General features: G+C 66.7%; 25 protein-coding genes and 1 pseudogene. 15 read left to right on the top strand and 11 right to left on the bottom strand.

Annotation, left to right across the window (positions count from 1 at the left end; translation table 11 throughout):
* Positions 1 to 28: 28 nt before the first annotated feature.
* The 5 genes from ACFRAH_RS01100 to ACFRAH_RS01080 all read right to left on the bottom strand — a co-directional run bounded on the left by ACFRAH_RS01100 (position 29) and on the right by ACFRAH_RS01080 (position 4,983).
* Positions 29 to 1,204, bottom strand: coding sequence for a M20 family metallopeptidase (locus ACFRAH_RS01100; protein WP_377989070.1), 1,176 nt, complete (start codon positions 1,202 to 1,204; stop codon positions 29 to 31).
* Between the two features lie 6 nt (positions 1,205 to 1,210).
* Entirely contained in the window at positions 1,211 to 2,557 is a 1,347-nt protein-coding gene (locus ACFRAH_RS01095; RefSeq protein ID WP_377989069.1) for a hypothetical protein, read from the bottom strand.
* A gap of 17 nt (positions 2,558 to 2,574) precedes the next feature.
* Positions 2,575 to 3,729, bottom strand: coding sequence for an amidohydrolase family protein (locus ACFRAH_RS01090; RefSeq protein WP_377989068.1), 1,155 nt, complete (start codon positions 3,727 to 3,729; stop codon positions 2,575 to 2,577).
* A 72-nt stretch (positions 3,730 to 3,801) separates the two neighbouring features.
* On the bottom strand, positions 3,802 to 4,380 hold the full coding sequence (locus ACFRAH_RS01085; RefSeq protein ID WP_377989067.1) for a dihydrofolate reductase family protein: 579 nt from the start codon (positions 4,378 to 4,380) through the stop codon (positions 3,802 to 3,804).
* 18 nt (positions 4,381 to 4,398) lie between these two features.
* On the bottom strand, positions 4,399 to 4,983 hold the full coding sequence (locus ACFRAH_RS01080; RefSeq protein ID WP_377989066.1) for a TetR/AcrR family transcriptional regulator: 585 nt from the start codon (positions 4,981 to 4,983) through the stop codon (positions 4,399 to 4,401).
* A gap of 117 nt (positions 4,984 to 5,100) precedes the next feature.
* Here ACFRAH_RS01080 and ACFRAH_RS01075 point away from each other — a divergent pair, with 117 nt between their 5' ends.
* Both ACFRAH_RS01075 and ACFRAH_RS01070 read left to right on the top strand, forming a co-directional pair.
* Positions 5,101 to 5,454, top strand: a complete 354-nt coding sequence (locus ACFRAH_RS01075; RefSeq protein WP_377989065.1) for a cupin domain-containing protein — start codon at positions 5,101 to 5,103, stop codon at positions 5,452 to 5,454.
* Between the two features lie 35 nt (positions 5,455 to 5,489).
* Positions 5,490 to 6,815 carry a flavin monoamine oxidase family protein gene (locus ACFRAH_RS01070; protein WP_377989064.1) on the top strand — a complete coding sequence of 442 codons (1,326 nt, stop codon included), beginning with the start codon at positions 5,490 to 5,492 and terminating at the stop codon, positions 6,813 to 6,815.
* Between the two features lie 14 nt (positions 6,816 to 6,829).
* Here the strand turns inward: ACFRAH_RS01070 and ACFRAH_RS01065 are convergent, their stop codons facing one another.
* A complete protein-coding gene (locus ACFRAH_RS01065) occupies positions 6,830 to 7,423 on the bottom strand; it encodes a TetR/AcrR family transcriptional regulator (protein WP_377989063.1) in 594 nt (197 codons plus the stop codon).
* Between the two features lie 212 nt (positions 7,424 to 7,635).
* Here ACFRAH_RS01065 and ACFRAH_RS01060 point away from each other — a divergent pair, with 212 nt between their 5' ends.
* The 3 genes from ACFRAH_RS01060 (at position 7,636) to ACFRAH_RS01050 (ending at position 11,381) form a co-directional block, all read left to right on the top strand.
* The gene (locus ACFRAH_RS01060; protein ID WP_377989062.1) at positions 7,636 to 9,075 is read left to right on the top strand and encodes an APC family permease; all 1,440 of its coding nucleotides are present in this window, start codon (positions 7,636 to 7,638) and stop codon (positions 9,073 to 9,075) included.
* A gap of 82 nt (positions 9,076 to 9,157) precedes the next feature.
* Complete coding sequence (locus ACFRAH_RS01055; RefSeq protein WP_377989061.1) at positions 9,158 to 9,958, top strand: MoaF C-terminal domain-containing protein; 801 nt, start codon at positions 9,158 to 9,160, stop codon at positions 9,956 to 9,958.
* Between the two features lie 10 nt (positions 9,959 to 9,968).
* A complete protein-coding gene (locus ACFRAH_RS01050; protein WP_377989060.1) occupies positions 9,969 to 11,381 on the top strand; it encodes an aldehyde dehydrogenase family protein in 1,413 nt (470 codons plus the stop codon).
* Positions 11,382 to 11,448: 67 nt separating this feature from the next.
* Here the strand turns inward: ACFRAH_RS01050 and ACFRAH_RS01045 are convergent, their stop codons facing one another.
* Positions 11,449 to 12,489 (bottom strand): LLM class flavin-dependent oxidoreductase, encoded by a 1,041-nt coding sequence (locus tag ACFRAH_RS01045; protein WP_377989059.1) that lies wholly within the window; start codon positions 12,487 to 12,489, stop codon positions 11,449 to 11,451.
* 185 nt (positions 12,490 to 12,674) lie between these two features.
* Between ACFRAH_RS01045 and bioB the strand changes: the two genes are divergently transcribed.
* The 6 genes from bioB to ACFRAH_RS01015 are packed head-to-tail and all read left to right on the top strand — an operon-like array spanning position 12,675 to position 18,333.
* On the top strand, positions 12,675 to 13,724 hold the full coding sequence (gene bioB / locus ACFRAH_RS01040) for a biotin synthase BioB (RefSeq protein WP_377989058.1): 1,050 nt from the start codon (positions 12,675 to 12,677) through the stop codon (positions 13,722 to 13,724).
* Positions 13,721 to 13,930, top strand: a complete 210-nt coding sequence (locus ACFRAH_RS01035) for a hypothetical protein (protein WP_377989057.1) — start codon at positions 13,721 to 13,723, stop codon at positions 13,928 to 13,930. The genes bioB and ACFRAH_RS01035 overlap by 4 nt, the downstream gene beginning before the upstream one ends.
* Positions 13,927 to 15,294: an adenosylmethionine--8-amino-7-oxononanoate transaminase gene (locus tag ACFRAH_RS01030; RefSeq protein WP_377989056.1), complete on the top strand. Its 1,368-nt coding sequence runs from the start codon at positions 13,927 to 13,929 to the stop codon at positions 15,292 to 15,294. The genes ACFRAH_RS01035 and ACFRAH_RS01030 overlap by 4 nt, the downstream gene beginning before the upstream one ends.
* Before the next feature lie 8 nt (positions 15,295 to 15,302).
* A complete protein-coding gene (locus ACFRAH_RS01025; RefSeq protein ID WP_377989196.1) occupies positions 15,303 to 16,460 on the top strand; it encodes an 8-amino-7-oxononanoate synthase in 1,158 nt (385 codons plus the stop codon).
* Positions 16,457 to 17,131, top strand: a complete 675-nt coding sequence (gene bioD, locus ACFRAH_RS01020) for a dethiobiotin synthase (protein ID WP_377989055.1) — start codon at positions 16,457 to 16,459, stop codon at positions 17,129 to 17,131. The genes ACFRAH_RS01025 and bioD overlap by 4 nt, the downstream gene beginning before the upstream one ends.
* Entirely contained in the window at positions 17,128 to 18,333 is a 1,206-nt protein-coding gene (locus tag ACFRAH_RS01015) for a cytochrome P450 (protein ID WP_377989054.1), read from the top strand. Before bioD ends, ACFRAH_RS01015 begins: the two co-directional genes overlap by 4 nt.
* On the opposite strand, the gene ribA is transcribed toward ACFRAH_RS01015, so the two are convergent.
* Positions 18,330 to 20,228, bottom strand: a complete 1,899-nt coding sequence (gene ribA, locus ACFRAH_RS01010; protein WP_377989053.1) for a GTP cyclohydrolase II RibA — start codon at positions 20,226 to 20,228, stop codon at positions 18,330 to 18,332. The two genes, ACFRAH_RS01015 and ribA, sit on opposite strands and share 4 nt — an antisense overlap.
* Before the next feature lie 179 nt (positions 20,229 to 20,407).
* Entirely contained in the window at positions 20,408 to 20,674 is a 267-nt protein-coding gene (locus tag ACFRAH_RS01005) for a DUF1876 domain-containing protein (RefSeq protein WP_377989052.1), read from the bottom strand.
* 162 nt (positions 20,675 to 20,836) lie between these two features.
* On the opposite strand from ACFRAH_RS01005, the gene ACFRAH_RS01000 reads away from it, so the two are divergent.
* Entirely contained in the window at positions 20,837 to 21,649 is an 813-nt protein-coding gene (locus tag ACFRAH_RS01000) for an SDR family NAD(P)-dependent oxidoreductase (RefSeq protein WP_377989051.1), read from the top strand.
* A 364-nt stretch (positions 21,650 to 22,013) separates the two neighbouring features.
* Here the strand turns inward: ACFRAH_RS01000 and ACFRAH_RS00995 are convergent, their stop codons facing one another.
* Positions 22,014 to 22,652 carry a dihydrofolate reductase family protein gene (locus tag ACFRAH_RS00995; RefSeq protein ID WP_377989050.1) on the bottom strand — a complete coding sequence of 213 codons (639 nt, stop codon included), beginning with the start codon at positions 22,650 to 22,652 and terminating at the stop codon, positions 22,014 to 22,016.
* Between the two features lie 160 nt (positions 22,653 to 22,812).
* On the opposite strand from ACFRAH_RS00995, the gene ACFRAH_RS00990 reads away from it, so the two are divergent.
* Positions 22,813 to 24,216, top strand: a complete 1,404-nt coding sequence (locus ACFRAH_RS00990) for an aspartate aminotransferase family protein (RefSeq protein ID WP_377989195.1) — start codon at positions 22,813 to 22,815, stop codon at positions 24,214 to 24,216.
* A gap of 28 nt (positions 24,217 to 24,244) precedes the next feature.
* Here ACFRAH_RS00990 and ACFRAH_RS00985 read toward each other — a convergent pair.
* Positions 24,245 to 24,866 (bottom strand): annotated as a pseudogene (locus tag ACFRAH_RS00985) (dihydrofolate reductase family protein).
* A 204-nt stretch (positions 24,867 to 25,070) separates the two neighbouring features.
* Here ACFRAH_RS00985 and ACFRAH_RS00980 point away from each other — a divergent pair.
* The gene (locus tag ACFRAH_RS00980) at positions 25,071 to 25,505 is read left to right on the top strand and encodes a CHAD domain-containing protein (protein ID WP_377989049.1); all 435 of its coding nucleotides are present in this window, start codon (positions 25,071 to 25,073) and stop codon (positions 25,503 to 25,505) included.
* Positions 25,506 to 25,630: 125 nt separating this feature from the next.
* Complete coding sequence (ftsW, locus tag ACFRAH_RS00975; protein ID WP_377989048.1) at positions 25,631 to 26,854, top strand: putative lipid II flippase FtsW; 1,224 nt, start codon at positions 25,631 to 25,633, stop codon at positions 26,852 to 26,854.

The raw sequence follows: 26,854 nt of genomic DNA, 5'->3' as shown, positions 1-26,854 counted from the left end.
CTGATTCGGGCAACGGGGACGTCATGCCCTACCCTCGCCCGAGGACCTGTGCGGCAGCCAGATAGCCGGTGAGCATTGCAGTGGCCACACGGCCTACGGCATGTCCATCAGGAGCAAAGGTACTCGCGTGCAGGTTCCCGCTCGCGGCCGGTGTCCCGGTGAAGATCATCACCGCCCGCGCAGCCGAACCATAGAACGCGAAATCGTCCGAGCCGTAGGAACGGAATTCACGCAGCGCATGCCCTTGGGCGGCGAGCCTGCGCCCAATTCCCGCAGCAAGTTCGGCGTCGTTCTCCAGAATGGGTTCGCCCCTGCTGATCTCCAGGCGCACCCTGCAGCCATGGGCCATCGCAACGCCGTTGGCCACCTGGCGGAGCCGGTCGTGGATCATCTGCCGTTGCGGTTCTGTCATGGTGCGGATCGTCCCCGTTACCGTCGCTTCCTCCGGGATCGTGTTGGTGCTGCCGCCCGCTGTGATGGTTCCGACCGTGAGTACCGCGGACATCGTGGGATCGACGTTGCGGGAAACGATCTGCTGACTTGAAACCACGAAGGCGCTGGCGGCCAGAAGGGCGTCGGAGGAATGGTGGGGGTAAGCGCCGTGCGCGGGCTGTCCGGCGATCAACAGTTCGAACTCGTCGGCAGCGGCATTCACCGGGCCCGGCGTGCATGAATAGGCCAGCGAGTCCAGCGCCGGCTGCAGGTGCGCCCCGATGACGGCTCCCACTTGCTGCGCTTCGAGCACCCCGGCGCGCAGAACGTCCTGGGCTCCCGATTCACCGACTTCCTCCCGGGGCTGGAGAATTCCCACCAGCGGAACCGGCGGGGGCACCAGCGACGCGACAGTCCTGGCAACCGCGACAAATGCCGCCATGTGCACGTCATGTCCGCACGCGTGCATGGCGCCGTTTCTGGCCGCCCACGGAAGGCCTGTCTGTTCCACGATCGGCAGGGCGTCCATCTCCGCTCTGATCGCGACGGACACCCCGGCTCCGCCGAGGCGGACAATCCCGATGTTTCCCTTCAGGGTTTCCCTGCTGAATGAGGCTGGCAGTTCATTCAACAGTGTGGCCAGGGTGTCGCCCTCATCCCCCGAAATTCGGGGCGTGGCGTGCAGCTCCTTGTACAGCCCGTCGACGTTCTGCACCTCGACGGCCAAGCGCGCGAAGGCGGGATCCGCGTCAAACGCCGTTGTCCGGTTCATCGCCGGCTAGTACCGCCAGCGCAGCGCGTCGATCACGGCGTCACGGTCAAGCTTGGCAAACCTTTCGGCTTCACCCCGCCGCACAGCCACATAGGCATCCAGCAGTTCATGCCCCAACGCCGTGCAGAGGAAATTGCTGCCTTCCAGATCATCCAGGGCGGTCAACAGGTCAGGGGGAAAGGTCCGGATGTCCAGGCTCTCCCGCTCCGTCTGGCTCAAGGTTCCAGGGTCCACCGTGACCCCGGCAGGCAGTTTCAGCCGGCCCCGGAAGCCCTCCAGTGCCGCCGCCAGGATCGCTGCCACGGCAAGGTACTGGTTCGCTGATCCATCGCAGCATTTCACTTCAACGTTCGACTGCCTGTCCTCGTAGCCCTTGGGGCCCGGCACAAAGCGGATGGCGGCCTCACGGTTGCCTGTACCCCAGCAGATGAAACTGCCCGCCCACTGCTGTGGCTGGAGCCGGGCCACGCTCAGGGCGCTTCCTCCCAGCAATGCCACACTTTCAGCCAACCTCCCGAGTACGCCGGCGATCATGCTCCCGCCTGCCGGACTCATCTGCGTCGTGGCTGCAGGGTCGTAGAAAAGGTTGCCTTCCCTGTTCCGCGCGGAGAAATGGATGTGGCAGCCGTTGGTCGCAGTCCTGGAATCCGCTATCGGCGAGTAGGAAACGTGCAATCCATGCTTCCGGGAAACCCTTGAGACGATGAACCGCGCCAGAAGGTAATCATCGACGGCCTGCACCGGGTTCCTCGGGGCCAGGGCGATTTCCACCTGGCCCCGGCCGTACTCGGGGTGAATCTGCTCAACAGGGACGCCGGCTTCCACCAGAGCTGCGAGCACGTCCAGGTGCCATGCTTCCAGCTGCAGGAATGCAGCCGCTCCATAGCCCGGACCATCGTGCGCCAGGACCGGCGCATCCTGCGTACCGCTAAACACGGTGAATTCCAGCTCGAAGCCCGCCGAGACCTCCAGCTCCGCTTCTGCCCATTCGGCAGCAACGCGCTTGAGGGCCGTGCGCGGGCAGGTCGGATAAGGAACACCGTGCATGTCCACAAGGTCGGCCGGCGCCCAGGCCAGTCCGCTTGCCTTGTCGACGACGGTAACGGCTGAGCGGTCCGGCATACCGCGCAGGTCACCGACTATGGGGTCGATCGGGGATGACCTGGTGACATGGTCGTCAACGGCCAACAGCACTCCGACGCTTACTGAGATACCGCAGCCATTGTGGAAAGCATCCTCTACCTTGGGTCCCGGAAGAACCTTGACCCTGGAAACGCCTGCGTTGTCCAGGCAGGAAATGACAAGGGCCCTGACGTGCTGGAGATCCATGTCAGCCTTCGGATTTGAAGTCACGGCTTTCCTTTCGTTGTTCAGGCGATCGGCATTGGGCCTTCGGGGTTCAGGTTGTAGACGCGCTTGGCATTTTCCGCGGCCACCATCGAGGCAATTTTTTCGGCGTCGTTTGGAGTGGCCCACCCGGAAGCAACCCATTCGTCCATCAGGGCCGCGAAGGCAGTCCGCCAGTTGGCGGCGCTGACGGCGTAGTGCTCGCCAAGGCCATACGCATCCGATGAGTAGAGGATCTTGCTGAACGGCGCGATTTCCACCGCCTGGCGGATTGCGGAGCCCGCACTTGGACCCAGATAGTGCGAGACCAGGCCCACGTCCAGATAGACGTGCGGAAAGATCTGGGCGAGGATTCCGGCTTCCCTGACAAAGGGGTAGCAGTGCAGGAGCATGAAATCGACACCCAGCGTCCTGGTGGCGTGGAAGAACCGGGTGAGCCGGGATGGATCAGCCCGGAAGAGCTCAATGTCCCCGTCGCCGTATCCCACGTGGAGCTGGATGGGCAGGCCCGTTTGGATCCCGGACCACAGCCCGAAGCTCAGCAGGACCGGATCAGTGACCCTGAAGGTCCCGGTTTCTTCGGCCGTGCGGAACCACCTGTCAGCGGCCTGGAGCAGTTCACGCCCGGATGGCCGTTCCGCGGGGATATCGAAACCATGGCGGTAGGCAACGATGGATTTCAGCCCCACGACCTCCCGGGCCCTGGCGGCCAGCGTTTCCGGGAATTCCGTAACGAACCCGGCTGCTGTGGACTCGGCGGCAAGGAGCTCGGCTACTCTTTCGATCCGGACGATCCCGCGAACTCTGGCACCGGCACATACTGCCATGGCGGCGGGCCGCAGCAGGCGTCCGTCCGGTATACCCGTGTCAAGGAGGTAGTCGGACGTACCCGTGCTGCGGAGCAGCAGCCGGTTGGCTTCGGAAGCGCCAATGGTCCTGCGCTGGGCGAGATATTCGTCCAGCGGCGCCAGCGGCTCGAGCCCGAGGACCGGGGCACAGAAACGGCGAACCGCCAGGCCGAAGGGTGACTCGAGGCTGTCCGTGCCTGCCGGCCCCGGCCAGTCGGACTCAGTGGCCAGGCTCCTGAACTCCTCGTCGCTCAGTTCAGCGTCCACCACACCATGGCAATGGTGATCGATCAGGGGCAGGTCGATCCTGCGGCTGCTGGTGTCAGTCATGCTCCCCGCCAACTGTTCGTATCTGGCCACCCTAGATTGAGTATGGGTCCGATGTCACGGGCAGGACAGCCTCTAGGCCGGCCGGTACGTCACCATCAGCACTCCCGTGGCAGTGGGCGTGGAGTCGACCAGCCGGAGGCGGTGCGCTTCGTCGTCGGGCCCGAACAGGCGGTGGCCCGAGCCGAGCACGACCGGGTGAATCATCAGGAACAGTTCGTCGACGAGTCCGTGCGGGAGCAGGGAGCGGATGAGTTGCCCGCTGCCCATGATCACGAGGTTTCCGCCGGGCTGTTCGCGCAGTGCGGCGACCGCAGCGGGGACCTCCCCGCTGAGAAGCGTGGAGTTTGGCCACCGCAGCTCGGCATCCGGGTTGGAGGAGGCGACGTACTTCCTTGTCCCGTTGAGACCGTCCTTGAACGGGCCGCCGGCCTGGTTCCAGTAGGCGAGCATGTCCTCGTAGCTGCGGCGGCCGAACAGCCAGGCGAAGTCCTGGCCCATCCGCTCTCCCATGGCCGCGAACATTTCCGGATCGTTGGCCCCCTCTGCGGCCCAGCCGCCGTGCCGGAAGCCGTTCCGGGTGTCTTCGTCAGGGCGGCCGGGCCCCTGCAGGACACCGTCGAGGCTGACGTGATTCACGACCAGAACGCGCATGCGGGACTCCATCCACTATCAGTTGGCGTTGACCGCCGGGGTGTTTACGTGTCCGCCCAAAGCGGCCCAGAGATACCGGACGGCTGCCTCGACGCCCTTGGTGTCCGCGCCGGCCAGCAACTGGAGCACCAGGCCGTCCAAGGCTGCGAAAGCGGCCCGGGCAGCGCCATCCTGCCCGCCGAAGCCTATCCGCTGCAGGCCGTCCGAGAGCGCTGCGATGTAGCTGTCGTAAAGGTGCCGCACCGGCCCTGCCAGCTCGGGGCGCCGCCGCGACTCAAGGATCATTTCGTACTGGAAGATCTGGAGGTCCGGGTTGTCTTCGATCAGCGACAGGATGCTCTGGCAGAACTCCTCCTCGGTTGCAGGCAGCGCTTCCAGCTGTGACAGCCCGATCGACTGTTGCACGGACCATTCGAGGGCGGCTTCGATGAGCGCATCCCGCTTGCCGAAGTGATGGACCACCAACGTGTTGTTGACGCCGGCGTGCTCGGCGACTGCACGGAAGGTCAGTCCGCGCAGTCCCTTGCGCGCCACCACGTGCACGGTTGCGGCCAGCAAGGCCTCCCGCCCCGTGCCGTAGCCGCCATGTTTTTGCCCGCTCATGTTCCCGAGTCTAGCCGCTGGCATCACGCTATTGACTTGCAGCCTCAGCAGATGCTTAGCTGTGGGGCATCACACAACTAAGCATCTGCGTAGTTGTTCCCATCCGAGGAGGATCCCATGCCCACGTCCACGAACGCCGTCGAATTCACCGTCCACGACGCCTTTGACCCGCAGAAGCACGAGCCGTTCGTCCTGGGCCATGTCCAGTGGGTGCGCCGTCCCGGCGACGGGGAACGGCCCGCGCTCTCCGCCGGCTTCTGGCACGTCACCGCCGACGAGGCTCCACAACCGTTCGACCTGCTGATCGAGGCGGACGAGACCATCCACATCATCGAAGGCCACCTGCACATCGAGGTCGAGGGCGGGAAAAGCTTCGACCTGAAACCGGGTTCGGCTGCTTCATTCAACAAAGGCGCCCAGACCCGGTGGACCGTCGTCGAAGACACCACCGAGTTCTTCGTCTACTCCTGACCAACAACGAGAAGATCTCAAACAGAAAGCTCAACGTGACTGCCACCAACAACACCCAGCAGACCGACGTCGTCATCATCGGTGCCGGATTCGCCGGCCTGACAGCGGCACGTGAACTGCGCCAGGCCGGCTTGTCCGTGATTGTCCTTGAGGCCCGGGAACGGATCGGCGGCCGGACGTGGCTGGGTGACCGCCTTGGCCGGCCGCTGGAAATCGGCGGTACCTGGGTGCACTGGACCCAGCCCTACGTCTGGGCGGAAATGAAGCGCTACGGAATCGGCACCGTCCAGAGCCCCGTCCCGGAACGGGCCTTCTGGTGGGCGGACGGTGCCCGGCATGAGGGCAGTCCTGAACAGTTGCTTCATGAGATCGACGCACCCAACCGGAAGCTCGTCGAACAATCGCGCGAGTACTTCCCCCAGCCATTCAGCCCGTTCACCAACCCGGACATCAAGGGCGTCGACCATGTTTCCCTGACTGAGAAAATCGAGGACCTGCAGCTCACGGACTACTCCCGCAATATCCTCGAATCCTTCTGGGCGCTGAATTTCAATGGCCCCATTGATGACGCCGCCTTCACCCAGGCCCTGCGGTGGGTTGCGCTCACCAACGGCGACTGGATGGTCAACTTCGAAGCCTGCGCCACGTACAAGATCGAAGGGGGCACCGGGAAACTGATCGACGGCATTGCCGCCGGAACAGACATCCGCCTCGGGAAGACCGTCTCGGCCGTCAACTGCGCCGAAGGGAACACCACCGTCGTTGCCGGCGACGGCGGTGAATACCACACAGCGTACGTCATCTGCACGCTTCCCCTCGGCGCCATGGGCACCATCGCGTTCACTCCGCCACTGCCGGCGTCCGCCCAGAAGGGGATCACCGAAGGCCAGGTCTCCAAAGGCATCAAGGTCTGGATCACCGTCAAGGGAGAAGTGAAACCATTCGTTGCCCTCGGCGCCGCAGGATGGCCGCTGAACTTCGTCCAGGCCGAATACGACCAGGACGGCAACACCATCCTCGTCGCCTTCGGACCCGACGCCGCCCGCCTTGACGCCACCGACATCGGGCAGGTCCAGGCCGCCATCGACCGGCTCGTCCCGGACCTTGAAGTCCTGGACGTCGCCAGCCACGACTGGGCCAGCGACCCGCTGTCCGGCGAGACCTGGCCCATGCACCGGCCGGGCTTCCTGACAGAGTCCCTGGGCAGCTTCCAGCAGCCGCACGGCAGCCTCCTGTTCGCAGGTTCGGACTACGCCAGCGGCTGGGGCGGCTTCATCGACGGCGCCATCGAAAGCGGGCTGGAGGCAGCCCGGAGCATTGTGAACGGACTCGGTACTGTCGCCGACTCCGGTAGAGGCTAAAGGCCGGCGGAGGGCTAAAGGCCGGCGGCGTTCGCGCCGCTGGCTGTGGCCGAGCGCTCGAGGAGCCTTCCGACCTGGATGACGGCGGCCCGGATCTTCGCCGGGTTCCCGAAGGTAAGGAACTGCAGCATCAGTCCGTCCAGCGCGGCGAAGACGGCACGGGAAAGTTCTTCGTCAGTATCGAGGGAACGCGCGCGGAGAGCCGATTCGACGGTTGAGATGTAGTTGCCGTAAAGGCGGTCCAGCAGGGCCCGAAGCTCCGGCTGACGCCGCGCCTCGAGCAGCATCTCGAACTGGAACAGCTGCAGCTCCGGCTCCGCGGACACCGAGTCCAGGAGCGCATCGGCGAACTGCTCATCGAAATCGGCCACCCGCGCGAGCCCGGTTTCATCGATGGACCGCTGCACGGCCCACTCAAGCGTGGCGGCCAGCAAACCTTCGATCGAACCGAAGTGGTGCGTGATCAGCGTGTGGTTCACGCCCGCCCGGCCGGCTACCGAGCGGTACGTGAGGCCCCGCAGGCCTTTCTCTGCAACAACGTCGACGACGGCGGCCATCAGGGCATCGCGGCCATCCCCATAAGGCAGGCGTTGGGATTCCAGGCTCATAAGCCGATTTTAGCCCCGCCTGGGCGCCTTCCCGGGACCCTTGACGCTAAGAACTAAACACTTGTATAGTTTCATCAGTGACGCGGCTCACGTACCGCCCATCACCATCACTTCCCCGAAAGACGCGCACGAGGGGGTGCGCGCCAACCGGAACCCATTCGAATTTACGAGGCATGACCTCCGGGTCCATGCCCTGGCGAAAGAGCCACATCATGAATCAACAAACCGGACAGATCGTCGCCACCGAGGACACCGCTGCCGGCACGGCCCGCCTCCGGCCGAACAAGCTGGGCGTCATGGCGGTTGCCTTCTTTGCCATCGCTGCGGCTGCCCCCATGGCGGCCGTCGTCGGCGCCAGCCCCGTCCTGTTCGCCGCCAGCGGACCGGGAACCCCCGTCATCTACGTCATCGCTGCCCTGCTCGTGGCCCTGTTTTCCGTGGGATATCTCCGGATGAGCCACAGCATCACCAACGCGGGAGGATTTGTGGCCTACATCGCCAGGGGGCTTGGAACCAAGTGGGCCACCGGCGGCGCAGGCATCGCTATCCTGACCTACGTCAGCCTGCAGGTTGGCCTCTGGTCCCAGTTCGGCGTCTTCGCCCAGCAGCTCGTCGAGAGCCTGACAGGGCTTGGCTTGCCCCCATTTTTCTGGATTGTCGTCGTACTGTCCCTGGCCACCGCCCTGACCATGAAGGGCGTGGACGCCAGCCTGAAAGTGCTGGGAGTGCTGATCCTGGGCGAAACCCTGGTGGTGGCCGCCCTGGTCGTGTCGCTGATCGCCCAGAAAGGGTTCGGCATATTCACCTTTGCCGGATTCACCGGCGCCAGCATCGTGGGACCCGGCCTGGGCATCTCACTGCTGTTCGCCTTCGCCTGCTTCACCAGCTTTGAAGCCACAGTGGTCTTCGCCGAGGAAGCAGTGAACCCGCGCAAGACAATTCCGCGCGCGGCCTATCTGGTCATCGCCTTCGTCGGGTTCTTCTACATGATCTCGACCTGGGCCATCAGCGGCGCGATCGGCATCGACCGGGTCCAGGCTGAAGCCGCGGCGAACCCCGCAGGCATGATCTTCGACCTCGCGCAGGCCAGTGCCGGCTCCTGGCTCAGCCTCGCCATGCAGATTCTCGTCGTCACCAGCTTCATCGCCATGATGCTGGGACTGGCCAACATGTTCGCCCGGTACCTCTTCGCCCTGGGCCGTGCCGGGACCCTGCCGGCACGGCTGGCCGCAGTTTCCAGGACCGGCGCACCGACGTTCGCAGGGCTCATCAACGGCGTCGTGGTTCTGGCCATAATCAGCGCCTTCCTGATCTCGGGGGCCGACCCCATCACCACCGTCTTCGCGTGGTTCGTCGCTCTCGGGACCGCGGGCTTCATCAGCATCCTCCTGCTGACCTCCGCCGCGATCGTCGTCTTCTTCGCCAAACAGAAGATGCGCGACAACCTGTGGGTGACCGCCATCGCGCCCGTCCTGTCCTTCGTTTCCTTCATCGTCATCGGCTACCTCACCCTGGACAATTACGACGCCCTGCTCGGCGGCGCCGGCGGTGTTGCCCGCTGGCTCCTCCTGGGCATCCCGCTCGTCCTCCTTGCAGGAATAGCCCGCGGCGCCCGGAAACCGTCAATCGACTACGCCTCCGAGATCGTCTGACCCACAGCAAGTCCCCAATGAGCCACCGGATAAAACCCCTTCACGCCGTCCAGCAAGACTCATCATCAGCCAAAGGAAAACCATGACCGCGACCGATATCCAGGACTTCGTACCCGAAAGCGAGTGGCCCTCCGTGTCCACCATGCTCGACGGATTCGGAGACCAGACCCTGCCCGCCTCCGCCGCCCTGACCGGAAAAGCACTGCACCTTCCCCGCGAAAGCGGCCCGGCAACCACCTACACCTTCCATGACGCGCATTCCCTGACGTGGACCCATGCCGGCGGAGAGGAACAGGCCGGCGCAGCCAGGTACAAGGCCATCGAGGCGCGCCCCGGAATCTTCATCATCGACTTCGTCACGGGCGAAGAGCACCGGGCCGAGAATGTGACCATCATCTTCGACAGCACCACCGGCGCCGTCACAACAGCCGTCAGTTCCTTCATCGGCGAAGGCGGCAAGGTCCGCAGCATCACCCGATTCAGCCACGGAAACGTTGAAGGCTCCGCAGCCGTCCACCCGCGTTCCACGGCACTGGTGGGCAAGCGCATCTACTACCGCTACAGCGACGTCGAAACGTACGAACACATCTACCTCAACCCGGGCACCTTCACATGGCACTGCCTCCGCGGCGGCGAGGCAGGCCTCGCCGACACGGACCGCTGCATGGCCTTCGACGTCGCCGACGGCCTCCACCTGTTCTTCTGGACCGAAAAGGTCATGACGGTAGAGGCGGTCCTGCTCATCGACCTGCGCGAGCAGCGCTCCATCGGACGGATGTTCGGCTGGGACGAACCGGCGGCCGAACCCGTCATCCTGCCCTTCAACTCCCGGCTCACGGTCCTCAACAGTACCGAGTACCCGCGCGACAACCACAAGCACTAAAGGACAAGCCTTGGAAACCTATGATGCCCTCCTCGCCTCCATTACCGCCGGTCCCGGCCAGGAGAGCCGGACCATCCTCGACCCCGCCACCGGCACCGTCGTCGGCCACGCCCCCGTCCACACCATTGAAGACCTCGAAACCGCTATAGCCGCCGCGGCCGCCGCCCAGCCCGCCTGGGCGGCCCTGGGCCACGACGCCCGCTCCGCCGCGCTCCTCAAGGCAGCCGACGCCGTCGAACGCTCCGCCGAGGAACTCGCCCGGCTCCTCTCCCGCGAACAAGGCAAACCCCTCAACGGCCCCAACGCCCGCTTCGAAGTCGGCGCCTGCGCCGCCTGGCTCCGCGCCACCGCCACCACCGAACTCACCCCCGAAGTCATCGTCGACGACGGCGACACCTACGCCGAACTCCACTACAAACCCATCGGCGTCGTCGGCGCCATCGGCCCCTGGAACTGGCCCATGATGATCACCATCTGGCAGATCGCCCCTGCCCTCCGGATGGGCAACACCGCCGTCGTCAAACCCTCCAAAATGACCCCGCTCTCCGTCCTGGCCCTCATCAAGGTCCTCAACGAAGAACTCCCCGACGACGTCCTGCACGTCATCGCCGGCGACCGCGAAACCGGCGCCCGCCTCGCCGAACACCCCGCCATCGGCAAAATCATGTTCACCGGCTCCACCGCCGGCGGCAAAGCCATCATTCGCTCCTCCGCCGACACCGTCAAACGCCTCACCCTCGAACTCGGCGGCAACGACGCCGGCATCGTCCTGCCCGACGCCGACCCCAAAACCATCGCCACCGACCTCTTCTGGGGCGCCTTCATCAACACCGGCCAAACCTGCGCCGCCCTCAAACGCCTCTACGTCCACGACACCATCTACGACGCCGTCTGCGACGAACTCACCGCCGTCGCCAACACCATGCCCATGGGCGTCGGCCTCGACGAAAACAACGTCCTGGGCCCGCTCCAAAACAAAGCCCAATACGACATCGTCGCGCAACTGGTCCAAGCCGCCAAAGACTCCGGCGCCCGCATCCTCACCGGCGGCAACCCCGACCCCGACCAGCCCGGCTACTTCTACCCCGCCACCCTCATCGCCGACATCGACAACACCAACCCCCTCGTCACCGAAGAACAATTCGGCCCCGCCCTGCCCATCATCCGCTACACCACCATCGACCAGGCCATCGAAATGGCCAACGGACTCGACGTCGGACTCGGCGCCTCCGTCTGGTCCCCCAACCTCCCCGCAGCCCGCGACGTCGCCAACCGCATCCACGCCGGCACCGTCTGGATCAACAAACACGGCGCCGTCGACCCCCGCATCCCCTTCGGCGGAGCCAAACAATCCGGCTACGGCCTCGAATTCGGCACCGAAGGCCTCAAACACCTCGGCATCCCCCAAATCATCAACGGCTAACCCCACACCCCAACAAAACCCAGGAGCCGCCGTCGCCACCCCGCGACGGCGGCTCCTCCACTCGCGGCTAGGACGTTTTCGTTCCCATGAGCTCGCGGTTCACGGCAGGCATGATCTCGGTGGCGAGCAGTTCGATGGAACGGGCCGTCTCGGCGAAGGGCAACCCGCCCAGGCCGACCTGAGCCATGTACCGGCTATTGCCGAGAGCCTGGTGGATTTCGATCAGTTTCTCGGTGACCTGCTGGGGGCTGCCCACCAGCAGCCCGCCGCCCGGTTCGCTCCAGTCGTCGAAAGTTGAACGCGGGAAATGGTCCACGGGGCGTGGCATGTTCTGCTCGAAGTAGGCGCGGTAGTAGGGGTAGAACGTATCGCGGGCCTGCTGGGAGGTAGGTGCGGCGTAAAAGTGGCCGCCTGCTCCGACCGGCAGGGATTCGCCATCGTGGCCGGCGTCGGCGGCGCTCTGCCGGTAAAGCTCCACGAGGCGCCGGAACCGTTGGGGTCCAGAGAGCAGCGCAATGAACAGGGGAAGTCCCAGCCGTCCGGCCCGGACGAAGCTTGCCGGTGTGCCGCCCACCCCGACCCAGACCGGCAGCTTGTCCTGCAAGGGGCGGGGCGCGATGTCCATCCCGGGAATGCTCTGCGTCAGGCTACCCTCCCAGTTGAGGTTGGCGTGCTCGCGGAGTTCAAGCAGCATCCGCAGTTTCTCGTCGAAGAGTGCGTCGTAGTCCGCCGTACTGTGGCCAAACAACGGATACGAGTCAATGAAGGCTCCGCGGCCGGCAATGATCTCGGCCCGCCCGCCGGAAATCAGGTCCAGGGTGGCGAACTGTTCAAAGAGCCGAACCGGATCCTGGGTGGACAGAACGGTCACAGCCGTACTCAGCCTGAGGTTTGTGGTCTCCCGGGCAATCGCTGCCAGCACGATCTCCGGCGCGGACAAAGCGAAGTCCGCCCGGTGATGCTCACCGAGGCCGAGGAAGCTGATACCAGCCTGGTCTGCGAGCTTGGCCAGCTCTATGATCTCCGCAAGCCTCTGCCGGGGTGGCATGGCCGAGCCGGTGGTGATGTCGCGGGATAGTTCGCCGAAAGTAAAAATGCCGAAATCCATATTTAGTTGAACTTTCAAGTATGATATTTCATTCCCGGCGTGGCTCCGGAGCGCCGCCACAGGTAGGAGCCCGGCCAACGTCCCGCCGGTCTGCTTGTGGGGACCCCACAAAATCTTGCCCCCAATAGGGAATTAGCGTCGGTTCGGAGGAATATCCGCAGCCATCACACGCAAAGGACCCATCAATGACGATTCAGGCAAACGCGGGCGAAGCCACAAGCCCCGCGACCATCCCGGGCACCTTCCCCATCCTGGAAATCGCCCGGCAGCAGGTACTCGAGGACGGCATCGGACTCACGCAACAGCAGCTCGAGGAGGTACTGCGCCTTCCGGATGCGGCTCTTCCCGCCGCCCTGCAGCTTGCCCACGAGGTTCGGCTCAGGCACTGCGGCGAGGACGTCGAGGTGGAGGGCATCATCTCCATCAAGACCGGCGGCTGCCCGGAGGACTGCCACTTCTGCAGCCAGTCCGGCCTGTTTGACTCCCCGGTCCGGGGCGTCTGGCTCGACATCCCCGAGCTGGTCAAGGCCGCGAAGGAGACCGCCGCCACCGGAGCCACCGAGTTCTGCATCGTCGCCGCGGTCCGCGGCCCCGACATCAAGCTCATGAACCAGATCAAGTTCGCGATCGACCGCATTAACGAAGAGGTCGACATCAACATCGCGTGCTCGCTGGGGATGCTCACCCAGCGCCAGGTGGACCAGCTCGCCGAATGGGGCGTGCACCGCTACAACCACAACCTGGAAACGGCCCGCAGCTACTTCCCCGAGGTCGTCACCACGCACAGCTACGAGGAACGCCTCGAGACCTGCAACATGGTCAAGGCGGCCGGCATGGAACTGTGCTGCGGCGCCCTCATCGGCATGGGCGAGACCCTCGAACAGCGCGCCGAACTCGCGGCCCAGCTCGCGGCCCTCGAACCCCACGAGGTCCCGCTGAACTTCCTCAACCCCCGCCCCGGAACCCCGCTGGAAAACCAGGGCATCATGGACGGCAAGGACGCCCTCCGCGCCATCGCCGCGTTCCGCCTCGCCATGCCGCGCACCGTGCTGCGCTACGCCGGCGGCCGGGAACTCACGCTCGGCGACCTCGGCACCCGAGACGGCCTCCTTGGCGGCATCAACGCCGTGATCGTGGGCAACTACCTCACCACCTTGGGCCGCCCTGCCACGGCCGACCTGAACCTGCTGGTCGAGCTGAACATGCCCATCAAGGAACTCCAGAAGACGCTGTGATCCCCAACACTACTTTTTGCGGGCACTGCGGTGAGGCGTACGACGGCGGCGACGGGCCGCCGTCGTACGCCCACCACGCGTGCGGCGAACGGCTGGCCATGGAACCGCCGCGCTACTGCACCGCCTGCCGGCGCCGGATGAAGGTCCAGGTGACGCCGCTGGGCTGGTCCGCCGAGTGTTCGCGCCACGGGGTGCTGGTCCCGTGAGTGCACAGACGAACCTGATCCAGCGGGACCGTGCACGGCTGTGGCACCCCTACGCGCCCGCGTCCCCGGACCTTCCGCTGTGGGAGGTGGAGGCGGCCGACGGCGTGCGGCTGCGGCTCCGCGGCGAAGACGGCACCCGGCACGCGGTGATCGACGCGATGTCCTCATGGTGGTCGGTGATCCACGGCTACCGCCACCCGGCCCTGGACGGCGCTGCCACAGAGCAGCTGGCGAAGTTCAGCCACGTGATGTTCGGCGGGCTCACCCACGCCCCGGCCGTGGAACTGGCCGAGCGGCTGGTGGCCATGGCGCCCGCCGCCCCGGGCCGCCCGGGGCTGGAGCGTGTGTTCCTCGCGGACTCGGGCTCAGTCTCCGTCGAGGTGGCGCTGAAGCTGGCGGTGCAGTTCCAGACCGCAGCCGGCCGGCCGCAGCGGCAGCGGTTCCTGAGCCTTCGCGGCGGGTACCACGGCGACACCTTCGCGGCCATGGGGGTCTGCGATCCGGTGGACGGCATGCACTCGGCTTTCCCGGGACTGCTGGCCGGCAACGTCTTTGCGCCGCGGCCGCCGGCGGCTGCGTCGGCAACACCGGAGACGGTGCAGGCGTGGGCAGCCGAGGTGGCAGGCCTCGCGGCTGCGCACTCCGCGGAGCTGGCCGCGATCGTCGTCGAACCGGTGCTGCAGGGCGCCGGCGGAATGCACGCGTACCCGGCCGAATGCCTGACAGTGCTCCGGGAGGTGGCGGACCGGCACGGGCTGCTGCTCATCTTCGACGAGATCGCCACCGGCTTTGGCCGCACCGGCGAGCTGTTCGCGGCCGATCATGCCGGCGTCGTGCCTGACATCATGTGCGTGGGCAAGGCCCTGACCGGCGGATACCTGACCCTGGCCGCCATGCTCTGCACGGCCGAGCTGGCGGCGGCCGTTTCCTGCGGCCGGGCCGGCGCGCTGCTGCACGGCCCCACGTTCATGGGCAACCCGCTGGCATGTGCCGTGGCAAACGCCAGCCTCGGCATCATCGAAACCGGCGGGTGGCGGGCCGATGTCGCCCGGATCGGCACCGCCCTGGAGTCCGGGCTGGCACGCGCCCTGGAACTTGGGGCCGTCCGGGATGTCCGCACCATTGGCGCCGTCGGGGTCATTGAGCTGCACGCGGCCGTCGATGTCACCGCCGTCACCGCCGCAGCCATCCGCCACGGGGTCTGGGTCCGCCCGTTCCGGAACCTCGTGTACACCATGCCGCCGTACATCAGCACCGCGGCGGACATCGCCCAAATCACCGCCGGGATGGTGGCGGCCGTCGCCGAAGTGCACGAAGCCCGGGTGCACGAACGCGTTCCGGCCCACTCCGGAGGCGCCACATGAGCGCCTCGATGCTCCAGTGGCTCGAGCGGCAGGCCGCCGTCCGGGAACGCCGCGGCCAGGTCCGCCGCCCGCTCCCCCGCGCCGCGCACGAAAAGTTCATCGATCTGGCCAGCAACGACTACCTCGGGCTCTCCGCCGATCCGCGGGTCGCCGGGGCAGCGGCTGAGGCGGCGTCGCGGTGGGGTGCCGGCGCCACGTCGTCGCGCCTTGTCGCCGGGACCATGCAGCTGCACCTGGACCTCGAGCAGGAACTGGCCACGTTTACGGGGATGGAAGCGGGGCTGGTCTTCTCCTCCGGGTATCTGGCCAACATCGGCGTGATCACGGCGCTGGGCGGCCCCGGAACCCTGATCGTGGCGGACGAGCACTGCCACGCCTCGATGATCGACGGCTTCCGGCTCAGCCGGTCGCGCACGGAATCGTTCACCCACAACAGCGTTGAAGAAGCCGGCCGCCTGCTCGCCGGCCGTCCGGAGCCTCGGGCGCTCATCACTGTCGAATCCGTCTACAGTGTTCTCGGCGACGAGGCACCCCTTGCCGGGTTGCTGGCCCTGGCCGAGCAGCACGACGCCATGCTCCTGATCGACGAGGCCCATAGCATCGGCGTCACCGGCAGCAGCGCTTTCCAGGGCCGGGGATCGGTGGCCGGGACCGCCCTTGCCGGGCACCCCAATGTGATGGTGACGGCCACGCTGTCCAAGGCGCTGGGCAGCCAGGGCGGAGCGGTCCTGGGTTCTCCGCTGCTGCGCGAACACCTCCTGAACCGGGCCCGCAGCTTCATCTTCGACACCGGCCTGGCACCGGCGTCCGCCGCAGCAGCCCTCGCCGCGGTGCGGATCATCCGGGATGAACCGTGGCGTGCGGGGGCCGTCCACGGCAACTCGGCGGCGCTGGCCGCCGGACTCGCCCTGGCCCTCGAAGCCCGCGGCGCCGCGCCTGAGCGGACAGCCGGCGCCGTCCAGTCCGTCCCCATGCCGTCCGCGGAATCGGCACTGGCTGCCGCCGAGGACGCACGCCGCGCCGGCGTCCGGATCGGCTGCTTCCGGCCGCCGTCCGTACCGGACGGGATCTCGCGGCTGCGGCTCACCGCCCGCGCCACCCTCACACCCGAAGAAATCGAAGACAGCTGCGCGGTGCTGCGCGGCATTTTGGAGGAACTTCCATGAACCTGTCCCCCGTCGTTCTGGTCACCGGAACGGACACCGGCGTCGGCAAAACCATCACGACGGCGGCCCTCGCCGCGGTGCTGCACGGAATGGGCCGCAGCGTGGCGGTTTACAAGCCGTGCCAGTCCGGCGCGGCCGACGGCGACTCCGACGCGGCCGAGGTTGTCCGGCTTTCCGGCGTGACCGCTGAAGCCGGGGCCGTCCTGCAGGAGCCCATGGCGCCCGTTGTGGCTGCCGCGATCGACGGGACACCGCTGCCCGCGGTTGCAGCGCACGCGGAACGGATCCGCGTACTCGCGGCAACCCACGACCACGTCCTGGTGGAGGGCGCCGGCGGCCTCCTCGTGGAGCTGGACACCGACGGCGGCACCCTGGCGGACCTGGGATCGCTTCCGGGCGCGGCATTTGTGCTGGTCGCCCGGCCGGGTCTTGGGACCCTGAACCACACTGCCCTGACCCTCGAGGCCCTGTCCACGCGCGGACTGGACGTGCTCGGCGTCGTGCTCGGAAGCTGGCCCCTCAGCCCCGACGCCATACACAGCAGCAACCGGCAGGTCCTCGGTTCGCTGCGGGTTCCCCTCCTCGGCGTCCTTCCCGAGCAGGCCTCCGAACTGTCCCCGGCTGATTTCCGCGCCGGTGCCGCAGCCTGGCTGAACGGACTGACAGCATGATGCCGGCACCCGGCACGGTTTTGGCGCCCCCGGCGGCTTTGCCACAAGCTGCCGTCCCAGTTGACATACCCGGCACGGCGGAAGGTGCCGGTCCCTCGAAGTGCCCGTACCTCGTGGTCCGCGACCCGGACTCTGTCCGGGATGTCCTGCACCGGCCGGCCGACTTCAGCCCGGCCAACGCGCTGGTGGCGGTGACCCCGCTGGAGGGACCCGCGCTGCGCGAGCTGCAGCGGGTGGGCTTTGCCTTGCCTCCCGTGCTGGCCAGCAACGACACCGACACGCACGGCGGCATCCGCAAGGTGGTGGCCGGTTTCTTCACCCCCGCCACCGTCGCAGCCATGGAGCCGCGCATCCGGGAACTGGCCCGGGAGGCTGCGGCGAAAGCCGGCGGGCGGCTCGCCCGGACCGGCCAGGCGGACCTGGTGCAGGCGGTGGCCGCGTTTCCGCCCGCCGTCGTGATGCTTGAACTCCTGGGGCTGCCGGTGCGGGATCTTGCGGACCTCAAGCGCTGGGGGCTCGACTCCATGGAACTGTTCTGGGGCTGGCCCGGCACGGACCGGCAACTCGAGCTGGCCCACAGTGCGGCCGAGTTCTACGTCTGGCTGCGCCGGTTGGTCACTGAATCCGTCGCCGCACCCGGACGCAACCTGTTCAAATCATTGTCCGAGCACGGTCTCTCGAGGACCGAGATGTGCTCGCTCGGCTACTTCCTGCTGATCGCGGGCCAGGAAACCACCACGCAGCTCATCAGCACCACGCTGTTCCGGCTGCTCGAGGGCACCGCGCCCGTGGGCTGGAGGGAAGCCTCCTCTGACGCCGGCGCCCGGTCAGTGGTCCGGCACGTGCTCGCCACCGAATCATCCGTTCCCACGTGGCGGCGCGTGGCGGCACACGACACGAGCCTCGGCGGCGGCGTGATCCCGGCCGGGACGGAGATACTCCTGGAGCTGTCGGGCAACCGGATCACCGCGGGCGCCGGCACAGTACCCCAGCCGGATGCCGGGCATGGTCCCTCCACCGGCCTCATTTTCGGTTCAGGCATCCACCGCTGCCTCGGTGCCAAGCTCGCCGAACTGGAGGCCGCCGTCATCATCCAGGAAGCCGCAGCCGGGCTGCCCGGGATCCGGCTGCAGGGCCCCGGGCCGGACTGGATCCGGCTGCTGTCCTTCCAGGCACCCCGGACCGTCAGTGTGATGAGCTAGAAGGACGGTACGGTGAAGCCCAGGCCCAGAAGGCCCCGGCCCGCCTGCTCAATGACCGGATCCAGACTGAGCGTCGGGTGGTTGAGGAGGACGCTCACGTCGCGCTGGATCCGCTGCAGGGGATGCGACAGCCGGTGGGCGCTGCCGCCCGAGCCCGAGACGGCGAGCCGGACCGCCTCCTCCGCTGCCTCTCCGCAGAGGGCAAGGGAGAGCCGGTAGCTGGCCCGTTCACCATCCGTCAGGCTGGACGGCTGGCGCCGGTGGGACTCAGCCACCGTCTGGACTGCCTCCTGCCAGTGCAGGCGCGCGGTTTCCACCAAGCCCCATGCCTTGCCGAAACGCGCTTGCGCCAGCGGTGAATCCGCCTGCCGGCTTTCAACGGTGTTCTTCACCTTTCGCTGCAGCATCCCTTCGCGGAACACCTCGACGGCGTACTCGGCGGCTCCCAGCGCTGCCGCGGGTGCCACCAGGTTCAGCAGCGTGGCCATCGGCGTGTGGATCATTGGGTCCTCGTGGATCAGGCTGCCAGGGTTATCCTCGGCGGTCAGCAGGGACCAGTCCATGGCCCGGTGCCCGGGCACAAACAGGTTCTCAGCGCGCAGGTCGTTGCTGCCGGTCCCGCGCAGCCCGGCCGTATGCCAGGCATCCACCAACTGCAGCTCTGCGACCGGAACGAGGCACTGCAGGCGCACGCCGTCGCACTCCACTGCCAGCAGGGCCCACTCCGAATGCATGACCCCGGACGCGAAGCTCCAGTGGCCCGAAATTGAAAACCCTCCGGGGACCCTGCCGGCCGTGCCCACGGGGGCGCTGGTGGCGGCAGCCAGCGGAGCGGGGCCATTGGCGAACACTTCGTCCTGGACATTCTGGGGCCAGCGGGCCAGCATCCAGACGTGCTCGATGAGATGCCCGGCAGTCCAGGCAGTCGAGGCGCAGCCCCGGGCAAGCCTCCGGATGACCTCACCATACGTTTCCACCCCCATGCCGAAGCCGCCCACGTTCCTCGGAGCCAGGATGCGGAAGACACCGGCTTCCTTCAGTTCTTCCATGGTGGCTTCGGGGAGGCGGCGCAGCCGCTCGGTTTCCTCCGCCCGCTCCCGGAGGCGGGGAACCAGTTCCTCAACCCGGTTGAGCATCTCGTCGTGACTGGGGACGTTGCCGGCTTTTGCCGGCTGAACGTGCCCGACGTCGGCCTGCGAAAGTTCCAGCGTATGCGCGGTCTTGTTCCGCTTCGCCGCCAGATAGCTGCTGTTGGCCGGCGAGAGGTGCACGCCCGTGGGAACCTGTTCGGCGACGCCGATGCCCAGGGACGTCAGCTGCCCGGACTTGTCCGGGTTATTGGTCAGCAGGCGGATCCGGGTGGCCCCAAGAGCCTCCAGCATCTGGGCAGCGGCGGTGTAGTCGCGCTCGTCCTCGCCGTGGCCGAGGGCCAGGTTGGCGTCGTAGGTATCCAGGCCCGTGTCCTGCAGCGCGTAGGCATCGAGCTTCGAATACAGGCCGATGCCGCGGCCCTCCTGGCGAAGGTAGAGCAGGAAGCCGCCGGCCGCGGCGATCTTCTCGGCAGCCTCGCGGAGCTGTGGGCCGCAGTCGCAGCGCTGGCTGCCAAAGACGTCACCGGTCATGCATTCGCTGTGCAGCCGGACCAGCGGCAGGCCGTGTCCTTCCGGGCCTTCCGCCGCTATGGGGGTGCCAGGAACACCGCCCAGGAGCGCCTGCTCCCAAGGGCCCAGTGCGAGCAGCAGATGTTCCTTGCCGTCCGCAAGGCCGTGGAACGTCAGCACCTCGGCGGTGGTGCTGAAACCGTCCGGAAAACGCAACGGCACCGTCACCTGGGTGCGGACGGCGGCAGCGGGCAGGACATCAGCCTGCAGGGCGGTTTCGGCACAAACGGTCATCTGAGGTCCTCGCTGCTCTGGATGAGGGACGGCATCAATTACTTGAAGCTTAAAGTAAGCGTAGCCGCGTCTACTTGAAGCTGCAAGTAAATTACTCAGATGTGAACGCAAAAAACCCTGCTTCCAGCCCTGGCGGCGCCCATGCCGCCAATCTGGCCCGCACTAACCCCCGGCGGTGGCTAAGCGCGCAGGTGGGCAGGTAATTTGGTGACTTTCTCTATGTCGCCCGCGGTGACCTCGATCAGCTGATGCGCCAGGTCGGCCAGTGCGCGGGCGGTCGCCAGTTCGTTCCCGATCTCAGGGATATCCGAATCTGCCGGATTGCGCCTGGCCATCCCGACGCCTTCCAGTTCAGGCCGATCCCCGGCACGCAACCGCGCGGTGGCCCGTGTTTGGCCATCATGTTCGTCGAGAGCGATGTTTACCGACCAGCTTTTCTCTTGCATTTTTGGTCGCCTCCTCCATCCAAATTCCACGATGCCAAGCCCGGGTCGGGCCGTCAAGGGTGCGAAAATTGCCGTGCGGGCCGTGGCACCTGCCGACGGCTTCGGGCCTATCATGGGCCACGTCACGGGTTGCGAAACGAGTGGTAAGTGGGGCAGTTCGGCATGGCCAGCGATCGCAAAGGCAATGATGATCCGACGGGGAACGTTGCCCTCGTAACCGGCGCCAGCCGCGGCGTCGGGAGGGGCGTCGCCGTTGCCCTGCTGGCAGCGGGGTTCCGGGTGTACGGCTCCGGCCGCTCGATCGGACACGCCGACCTGCCCGGGGAGGTGCGGCGCCTGCAATGCGACCATCTCGACGACGGCGCAACGGGGCGCGTGTTTGGAACGATCCGCTCCGAGTGCGGCCGCCTGGATCTCCTGGTCAACTGCGCCTGGGGAGGCTACGAGAGGATGGTGGAGGACGGCGTGTTCACGTGGGGTGCGCCGTTTTGGGAGCAGCCCCCGCATCGCTGGACCGGCATGATGGACGCCGGCGTGCGCGCCGCGTTTGTGTGTTCGGCGCACGCAGCCCGGATGATGGCGCCGCTGCACCGCGGCCTGATCGTCAACATCAGCTTCTGGGCCGCGCAGCGTCACCTCGGCAACACGATTTACGGCATCGCCAAGGCCGCCACTGACAAAATGGCCTCCGACATGGCCGTCGAACTGACGCCATTCGGCGTTCCGGTCATCTCGCTCTACCCCGGCCTTGTCCGAACTGAGTCCGTCCTCGCAGCGGCAGCGAGCGGCGCCTTCGACCTCTCAACCAGCGAAAGCCCGGAGTTCACCGGCCGCGTGATCAACGCGCTGTTCCATGATCCGGATCTGATGGCGCGGACCGGCCGGGTGTTGGTGGCCGCCGCGGTGGCGAAGGAGTTCGGCGTCCTGGACATCGACGGAAGTTCCCCGCCGGCGCTGACGCTTGATGACATTTAGTCCTGCGGCACTGTGCGGCGCAGCACCGGCGTGGCCGCCTGGCGCGAGGTCGAGGAAGATCAGGCCGCGGACAGCGAAGACGTGGGTATGGACCCCGATTTCATGGCCCTCACCGGCCCCCCTTGGAAACGGAGGCGGGGGCCCCAGCGGCGGAACCGGCTGTGGAGACGAAAGCATCACCGGCGCCGGCTCACGGATGCGCAGGCGGAGTCGGGCGGGTGGTCTGCCCGGGAGCCGTCCCGGATTTGCCGGGCTCGGTTGACGTCTGCTGCCCGTGCTTTGAGCCGCCGGTGCCTGCGTCGCGCAGGCGTTGCTGGACGTTTCGGGCGCCGGGGCGCTGGAACCGAGGTTCCCTCCGCTTGACTTAGCCGGTACCGGCAGCCGGCGGGCCGTTGAGCACGGTGGGGACGTACTCGAGCAGCTGGAGCCGGCCGTCGAACGTCCGGCTGTCCACCATCTCGAGTGCGACGTCGGGATAGCCGTCGTAGATCCGCTCCCGGCCGGTGCGGCCGGTGATCACGGGGAAGACGACCAGCCTGAACCGGTCCACGAGGCCGGCGGTCACCAGTGACCGGCAGAGGCTAAGGCTGCCCAGTGTGCTCAGGGGCCGGGTCCCGGTCCGTTTCATCTCCCGGACGGCCTCGACGGCGTCCCCGGTGACCAGTTCCGAGTTGGGCCAGGTGAGGGGCCCCTGCAGGGTGGAGGAGAAGACCAACTTCGGCACGGCGTCAAGGCCGGTCAGGGCGGCTCCTTCATCCCTGGAGAACTCCGAGTTCCCGGCCGCCGCTTCCTCCGACATGCCGGACAACACCCGGTACGTGGTTGCCCCCAGGAGGAACGTGTAGCCCTTCTCCCCCTCCTGTTCGAGCCAGGCCAGGTATTCGGGCCCCTCCAGACCCCACCAGCCGGGCCACCCTTCGGCCGAGGCATACCCGTCCAGTGAGATGATCAGGTCGACCATCAGGTCTGCCGATGATGATGCCTGTGACGTTGTCCCGCCCATGGCCGTCTCCCTGTTCTGATCGACGCTGGTGGCCGCCGGGACACTGCGCCGTTGGCGGCCGGTGCGGGCAATGCTATCCGTGGAGCAACCGGCCATTCAAGGGCCCCGCGCCGTGCCTTCCTGGCGTTCTGATGGACAGGGCAGCGCGCTGCGGCCGGCCATGAGGATGGCGCTCTGGAAACTGCTGCTGGAAGGTGCCAAGGTGAAGCAGTGGAGTGAACCGCGCGGCACCCAAGCAACGGAGGATGTCATGAATCCCGACGATCTGGTCTTCCACCCCTGGACTGTGCAGGGGCCGCGCGATGTGCCCACGTTGGTGGGCGGCTCAGGGAGCCACGTCTTCGGCGTCGACGGGCGGCGCTACCTGGACTTCAGCTCGCAGCTGGTGTTCACCAACCTCGGCCACCAGCATCCCCGCATTGTCGCTGCGATCAAGGAGCAGGCTGACCGCCTTTGCACCCTCGCACCGGGCAACGCGTCCGATGTGCGGAGCGAAGCAGCCCGCCTGATTGTGGAGGTTGCGCCGGAGCACCTCGGGCACGTGCTGTTCACCACCGGCGGGACCGAGGCCATCGAGCACGCGGTCCGGATGGCGCGTCTTTACACGGCACGGCCCAAGGTGCTCGCCGCCTACCGCTCATACCACGGCTCCACCAGCACATCGATCCATCTCACGGGCGACCCGCGCCGCTGGGCCTCGGACACGGGCGCAGCGGGCGCCGTCCATTTCTTTGGTCCTTTCCTGTACCGGTCGGCGTTCGGATCGGGAACCCTCGAGGAAGAGTCAGAGCGGGCGCTGGCCCATCTCGAGCAGGTGATCCTTCTGGAGGGCCCGTCGACGATCGCCGGGCTGGTCCTGGAATCAGTCATCGGCAGTTCGGGCGTGATCGTGCCGCCGCCCGGCTACCTGCGCGGAGTCCGCGAGTTGTGCACGCGCCACGGCATCGTCTACATCGCCGACGAGGTGATGGTTGGCTTCTGCCGCACGGGTGCCTGGTTCGGCGTGGACCACGCTGGCGTGGCACCCGACCTGATGGCTTTCGCGAAGGGCGTTAACTCCGGGTACGTTCCGCTGGGCGGCGTACTGGTCGGCGACGCGATCTATGAGACGTTCACCAAACGCCCCTACCCGGCGGGCATGACGTACAGCGGGCACCCCCTGGCCTGCGCGGCAGCCGTCGGCGCCATCAACGCCATGCACGAGGAAGGCACCGCCGCGGCTGCTGCCCGCCTCGGCACCGATGTCCTTGGGCCGGGACTGAGGAAGCTTGCCGGGAACCACGGGTCCGTCGGGGATGTCCGGGGCATCGGCGGCCTCTGGAGCCTGGAGCTGGTGCGCGACAGGCTCACGAAAGAGCCACTGGTGCCAGCCGGAGCCAGGGGCGCTGACAACGCGCCGATGGTCGCCGTCGCCAGGGCGTGCCTGGACCGGGGGCTCTTGCCGCTGGTCCAGGGAAACCGCGTCAATGTCGCGCCACCCCTCAACATGACCGACTCTGATGCGGCAGCGGGGCTGGCTATCCTGGACGATGCGCTGTCTGTGGCAGACGCCTACCTCAGCTGAGCCTGTCTGCACCCGTCCGCCGGCCGGATCAGGACACAAGCCGGTAGGTCACGTGCGTGACCAGGCTCGCTGCCCGCGACGCTGCCTGCTCAAGTTTCAGCGGCGGGACACCATCGAAGAGCCGCGTGCCTGCGCCGAACATGAGCGGCGCAATGTGCACGCGCAGCTCATCGACCAGGCCGGCGGCGAGGTACTGGTTGATGGTCGTGGCGCCGCCCCCCTATCGCCACATCGCCATCGCCTGCCGCCGCGCGTGCCTGTGCCAGCGCCGATTCGATGCCGTCCGTGACGAAGTGGAATGTGGTGCCGCCTGCCATCGGCTGCGGTTCGCGCTGGTGGTGCGTCAGCACGAAGACAGGAGCATGGAACGGCGGATCGTCGCCCCACCAGCCGTTCCACTGCCTGTCCCACGCGCCGCGCACCGGGCCAAACATGTTGCGCCCCATGATGAAAGCCTTGGCGGCGACAATCTGGTCGATCTCTTCCCGGTTCTCCTCGGGTGTTGTGAACATCCAGGCGTGCAGCGCGTCGCCGGTGCCGTCGCCGCCGTCGTCACCGAACGGGCGTTGCTCGGTCTGGTTGAGCCCGGCAGAGTATCCGTCGGCCGTGACCGTGATGTCGCACACCACCCTGCCCTGACGTTCCGCCATTGCCTTCTCCTCCTCGCAGCGACCTCGGTCGCTTGAACGGTGAGCCTGCTTGCAAGCCTCAGCATAGAACCTTCCGCATGAGAAGACCCTCACAGGCTTCTCATCGCTGTCTCAGGTCCCCGCGTCACCATGGTGGTGTCGAAGGCGATGAAGTCATCTGGGCCTTCCTCTGGCCCAGGCATCGGGATAGTCGGGACAGAAAAAATGCTGAAAGCTCTGGAAAAAACCCACCACACCGCCGACCCGGACGCGCCATCGTTCCTTGTCGACCAGGTTGCGGAGCTGCTGTGCTGCGACCCCAGTGTGCGGTCCGGCGAACAGTATGCCTCGAACGCCATGACTGCCGCCGCGGGGCGGGTCTGGTCAGTGCTTGGTGACCGCAGGCTGTACGACAGGACTGCCGTGGACGAGCTCCGTGCGGAACTGACATGGCTCACCGGGGCCCTGGGTCCTCTCAACCACTCCACGCCTGTGCGCGAACGTGCCCAATCGAAGGAGCCCGCGTACGAAGCGGCCTACGAAACGGCCCTCTCCGCCCTCGAATCCGACCGGTACTTCAGGCTGGTTGCCGACCTCCAGCAGTTCTGTTCCACTCCCCCGGTCCGGCAGCCGCGGCGCCGGCTCCTCTACATGGGATGATCCCGAAATGCGGCAAAGCACCGGATCCCGCCGGCCAGGACGTATGATTCTTCCCCGGTGGGTTTCTCCTTCCCGGAACGGCCCGGAGCAGGGCCGACCCGAGGGAGGGAAACAGTGATGAGGAAATGACCGCAAAGCTTCCGCCGGGCGGAATGCCGCGGCGCGGCGATGTCCTGCTTCGCATCGGACGCTGGCTGGGCGACGAGTCCGGGGACCGTACCCGGCCCGTCATCCTAGCGGTGGTGCTGGTGCTGGCGGCGCTGGGCCTGATCGAGGTTGCCTCCGCATCGTCAGTGGAGTCCGTGGCGGCCGGAAAGAATCCGTACGACCTTCCGCTGAAGCAGGCCATGTGGACGGCAGCCGGGATAGCCATCATGTTCGTCCTGGCCCGGCTCCGGGCGCGGCACATCCGCTGGCTCGCCTGGCCGATGCTGGGCGCCGCCGTAGTAGCCCTCGGCCTGGTGTTCACGCCCCTGGGCATGACGGTGAACGGCAACCGGAACTGGCTGAGCTTCGGCGGGTTCACCGTCCAGCCTTCCGAGTTCGCCAAGCTCGCGCTCATTGTCTGGGCGGCGGCCGTCCTGTCCCGCAAGCAGGCTTTGCTCCACGAGTCGAAGCACGCCGTGGTCCCCTTGCTCGTGCCGGGCGGCGTGGTCATCATCGGGCTTGTGGCACTGGGCCATGACCTGGGCACCAGCCTGATCATCATGATGATTATTGCCGCCGCAATGTTCTACGGCGGTGTGCGGATGAAGGTGTTCGGTGTCGCCGGCATTGTCGCCTCAGTGGGAGCCCTCACCTTGGCAGCCACCAGCGGCAACCGCGTATCCCGTATTTCGTCCTGGCTCGGCGCTGGTTCGGCGGACGATTCGCAGGGAGTCGGCTACCAGGCGCTCCATGGCCAGTACGCCCTGGCGTCGGGCGGCTGGTTCGGCGTGGGCTTGGGCCAGAGCCGGCAGAAATGGAACTGGATCCCCGAGGCCCACAACGACTTCATTTTCACGATCCTGGGCGAGGAACTCGGCCTGGCCGGAACCCTCCTGGTGCTTGGACTTTTCACCGTGCTGGCGATCGCCGTTTTCAAGGTCATTGCCCGGACCCAGGACACGTTCTCCCGCATTGTCTCCTCCAGCGTGATCACCTGGATCATTGGCCAGGCCGTGGTGAACATCGCCATGGTCACCAGCCTGCTCCCCGTCATCGGTGTGCCCCTGCCGTTCATCTCCTACGGCGGTTCCGCGATGGTCTCTTCCCTGGCCGGCGTCGGCGTGATCCTGGCAGTTACCCGCCCCCAGCCTGTCCAAAAGGCCCCGGCGAGGAAGCCGCAGCTGGCCGCGCCCAGGGGTTGA

Source organism: Arthrobacter sp. NPDC056727, from assembly GCF_042790555.1.
GTDB lineage: Bacteria > Actinomycetota > Actinomycetes > Actinomycetales > Micrococcaceae > Arthrobacter.
This window is presented reverse-complemented; position numbering and strand designations above follow the sequence as displayed.

Excerpts from the sequence above, each read along its gene's own strand:
- ACFRAH_RS01100 (WP_377989070.1), bottom strand. The coding sequence starts at position 1,204 with ATGAACCGGACAACGGCGTTTGACGCGGATCCCGCCTTCGCGCGCTTG.
- ACFRAH_RS01090 (WP_377989068.1), bottom strand. The coding sequence starts at position 3,729 with ATGACTGACACCAGCAGCCGCAGGATCGACCTGCCCCTGATCGATCAC.
- ACFRAH_RS01085 (WP_377989067.1), bottom strand. The coding sequence starts at position 4,380 with ATGCGCGTTCTGGTCGTGAATCACGTCAGCCTCGACGGTGTCCTGCAG.
- ACFRAH_RS01080 (WP_377989066.1), bottom strand. The coding sequence starts at position 4,983 with ATGAGCGGGCAAAAACATGGCGGCTACGGCACGGGGCGGGAGGCCTTG.
- ACFRAH_RS01075 (WP_377989065.1), top strand. The coding sequence starts at position 5,101 with ATGCCCACGTCCACGAACGCCGTCGAATTCACCGTCCACGACGCCTTT.
- ACFRAH_RS01065 (WP_377989063.1), bottom strand. The coding sequence starts at position 7,423 with ATGAGCCTGGAATCCCAACGCCTGCCTTATGGGGATGGCCGCGATGCC.
- ACFRAH_RS01060 (WP_377989062.1), top strand. The coding sequence starts at position 7,636 with ATGAATCAACAAACCGGACAGATCGTCGCCACCGAGGACACCGCTGCC.
- ACFRAH_RS01055 (WP_377989061.1), top strand. The coding sequence starts at position 9,158 with ATGACCGCGACCGATATCCAGGACTTCGTACCCGAAAGCGAGTGGCCC.
- ACFRAH_RS01045 (WP_377989059.1), bottom strand. The coding sequence starts at position 12,489 with ATGGATTTCGGCATTTTTACTTTCGGCGAACTATCCCGCGACATCACC.
- bioB (WP_377989058.1), top strand. The coding sequence starts at position 12,675 with ATGACGATTCAGGCAAACGCGGGCGAAGCCACAAGCCCCGCGACCATC.
- ACFRAH_RS01025 (WP_377989196.1), top strand. The coding sequence starts at position 15,303 with ATGCTCCAGTGGCTCGAGCGGCAGGCCGCCGTCCGGGAACGCCGCGGC.
- bioD (WP_377989055.1), top strand. The coding sequence starts at position 16,457 with ATGAACCTGTCCCCCGTCGTTCTGGTCACCGGAACGGACACCGGCGTC.
- ACFRAH_RS01015 (WP_377989054.1), top strand. The coding sequence starts at position 17,128 with ATGATGCCGGCACCCGGCACGGTTTTGGCGCCCCCGGCGGCTTTGCCA.
- ribA (WP_377989053.1), bottom strand. The coding sequence starts at position 20,228 with ATGACCGTTTGTGCCGAAACCGCCCTGCAGGCTGATGTCCTGCCCGCT.
- ACFRAH_RS01005 (WP_377989052.1), bottom strand. The coding sequence starts at position 20,674 with ATGCAAGAGAAAAGCTGGTCGGTAAACATCGCTCTCGACGAACATGAT.
- ACFRAH_RS01000 (WP_377989051.1), top strand. The coding sequence starts at position 20,837 with ATGGCCAGCGATCGCAAAGGCAATGATGATCCGACGGGGAACGTTGCC.
- ACFRAH_RS00995 (WP_377989050.1), bottom strand. The coding sequence starts at position 22,652 with ATGGGCGGGACAACGTCACAGGCATCATCATCGGCAGACCTGATGGTC.
- ACFRAH_RS00990 (WP_377989195.1), top strand. The coding sequence starts at position 22,813 with ATGAGGATGGCGCTCTGGAAACTGCTGCTGGAAGGTGCCAAGGTGAAG.
- ACFRAH_RS00980 (WP_377989049.1), top strand. The coding sequence starts at position 25,071 with ATGCTGAAAGCTCTGGAAAAAACCCACCACACCGCCGACCCGGACGCG.
- ftsW (WP_377989048.1), top strand. The coding sequence starts at position 25,631 with ATGACCGCAAAGCTTCCGCCGGGCGGAATGCCGCGGCGCGGCGATGTC.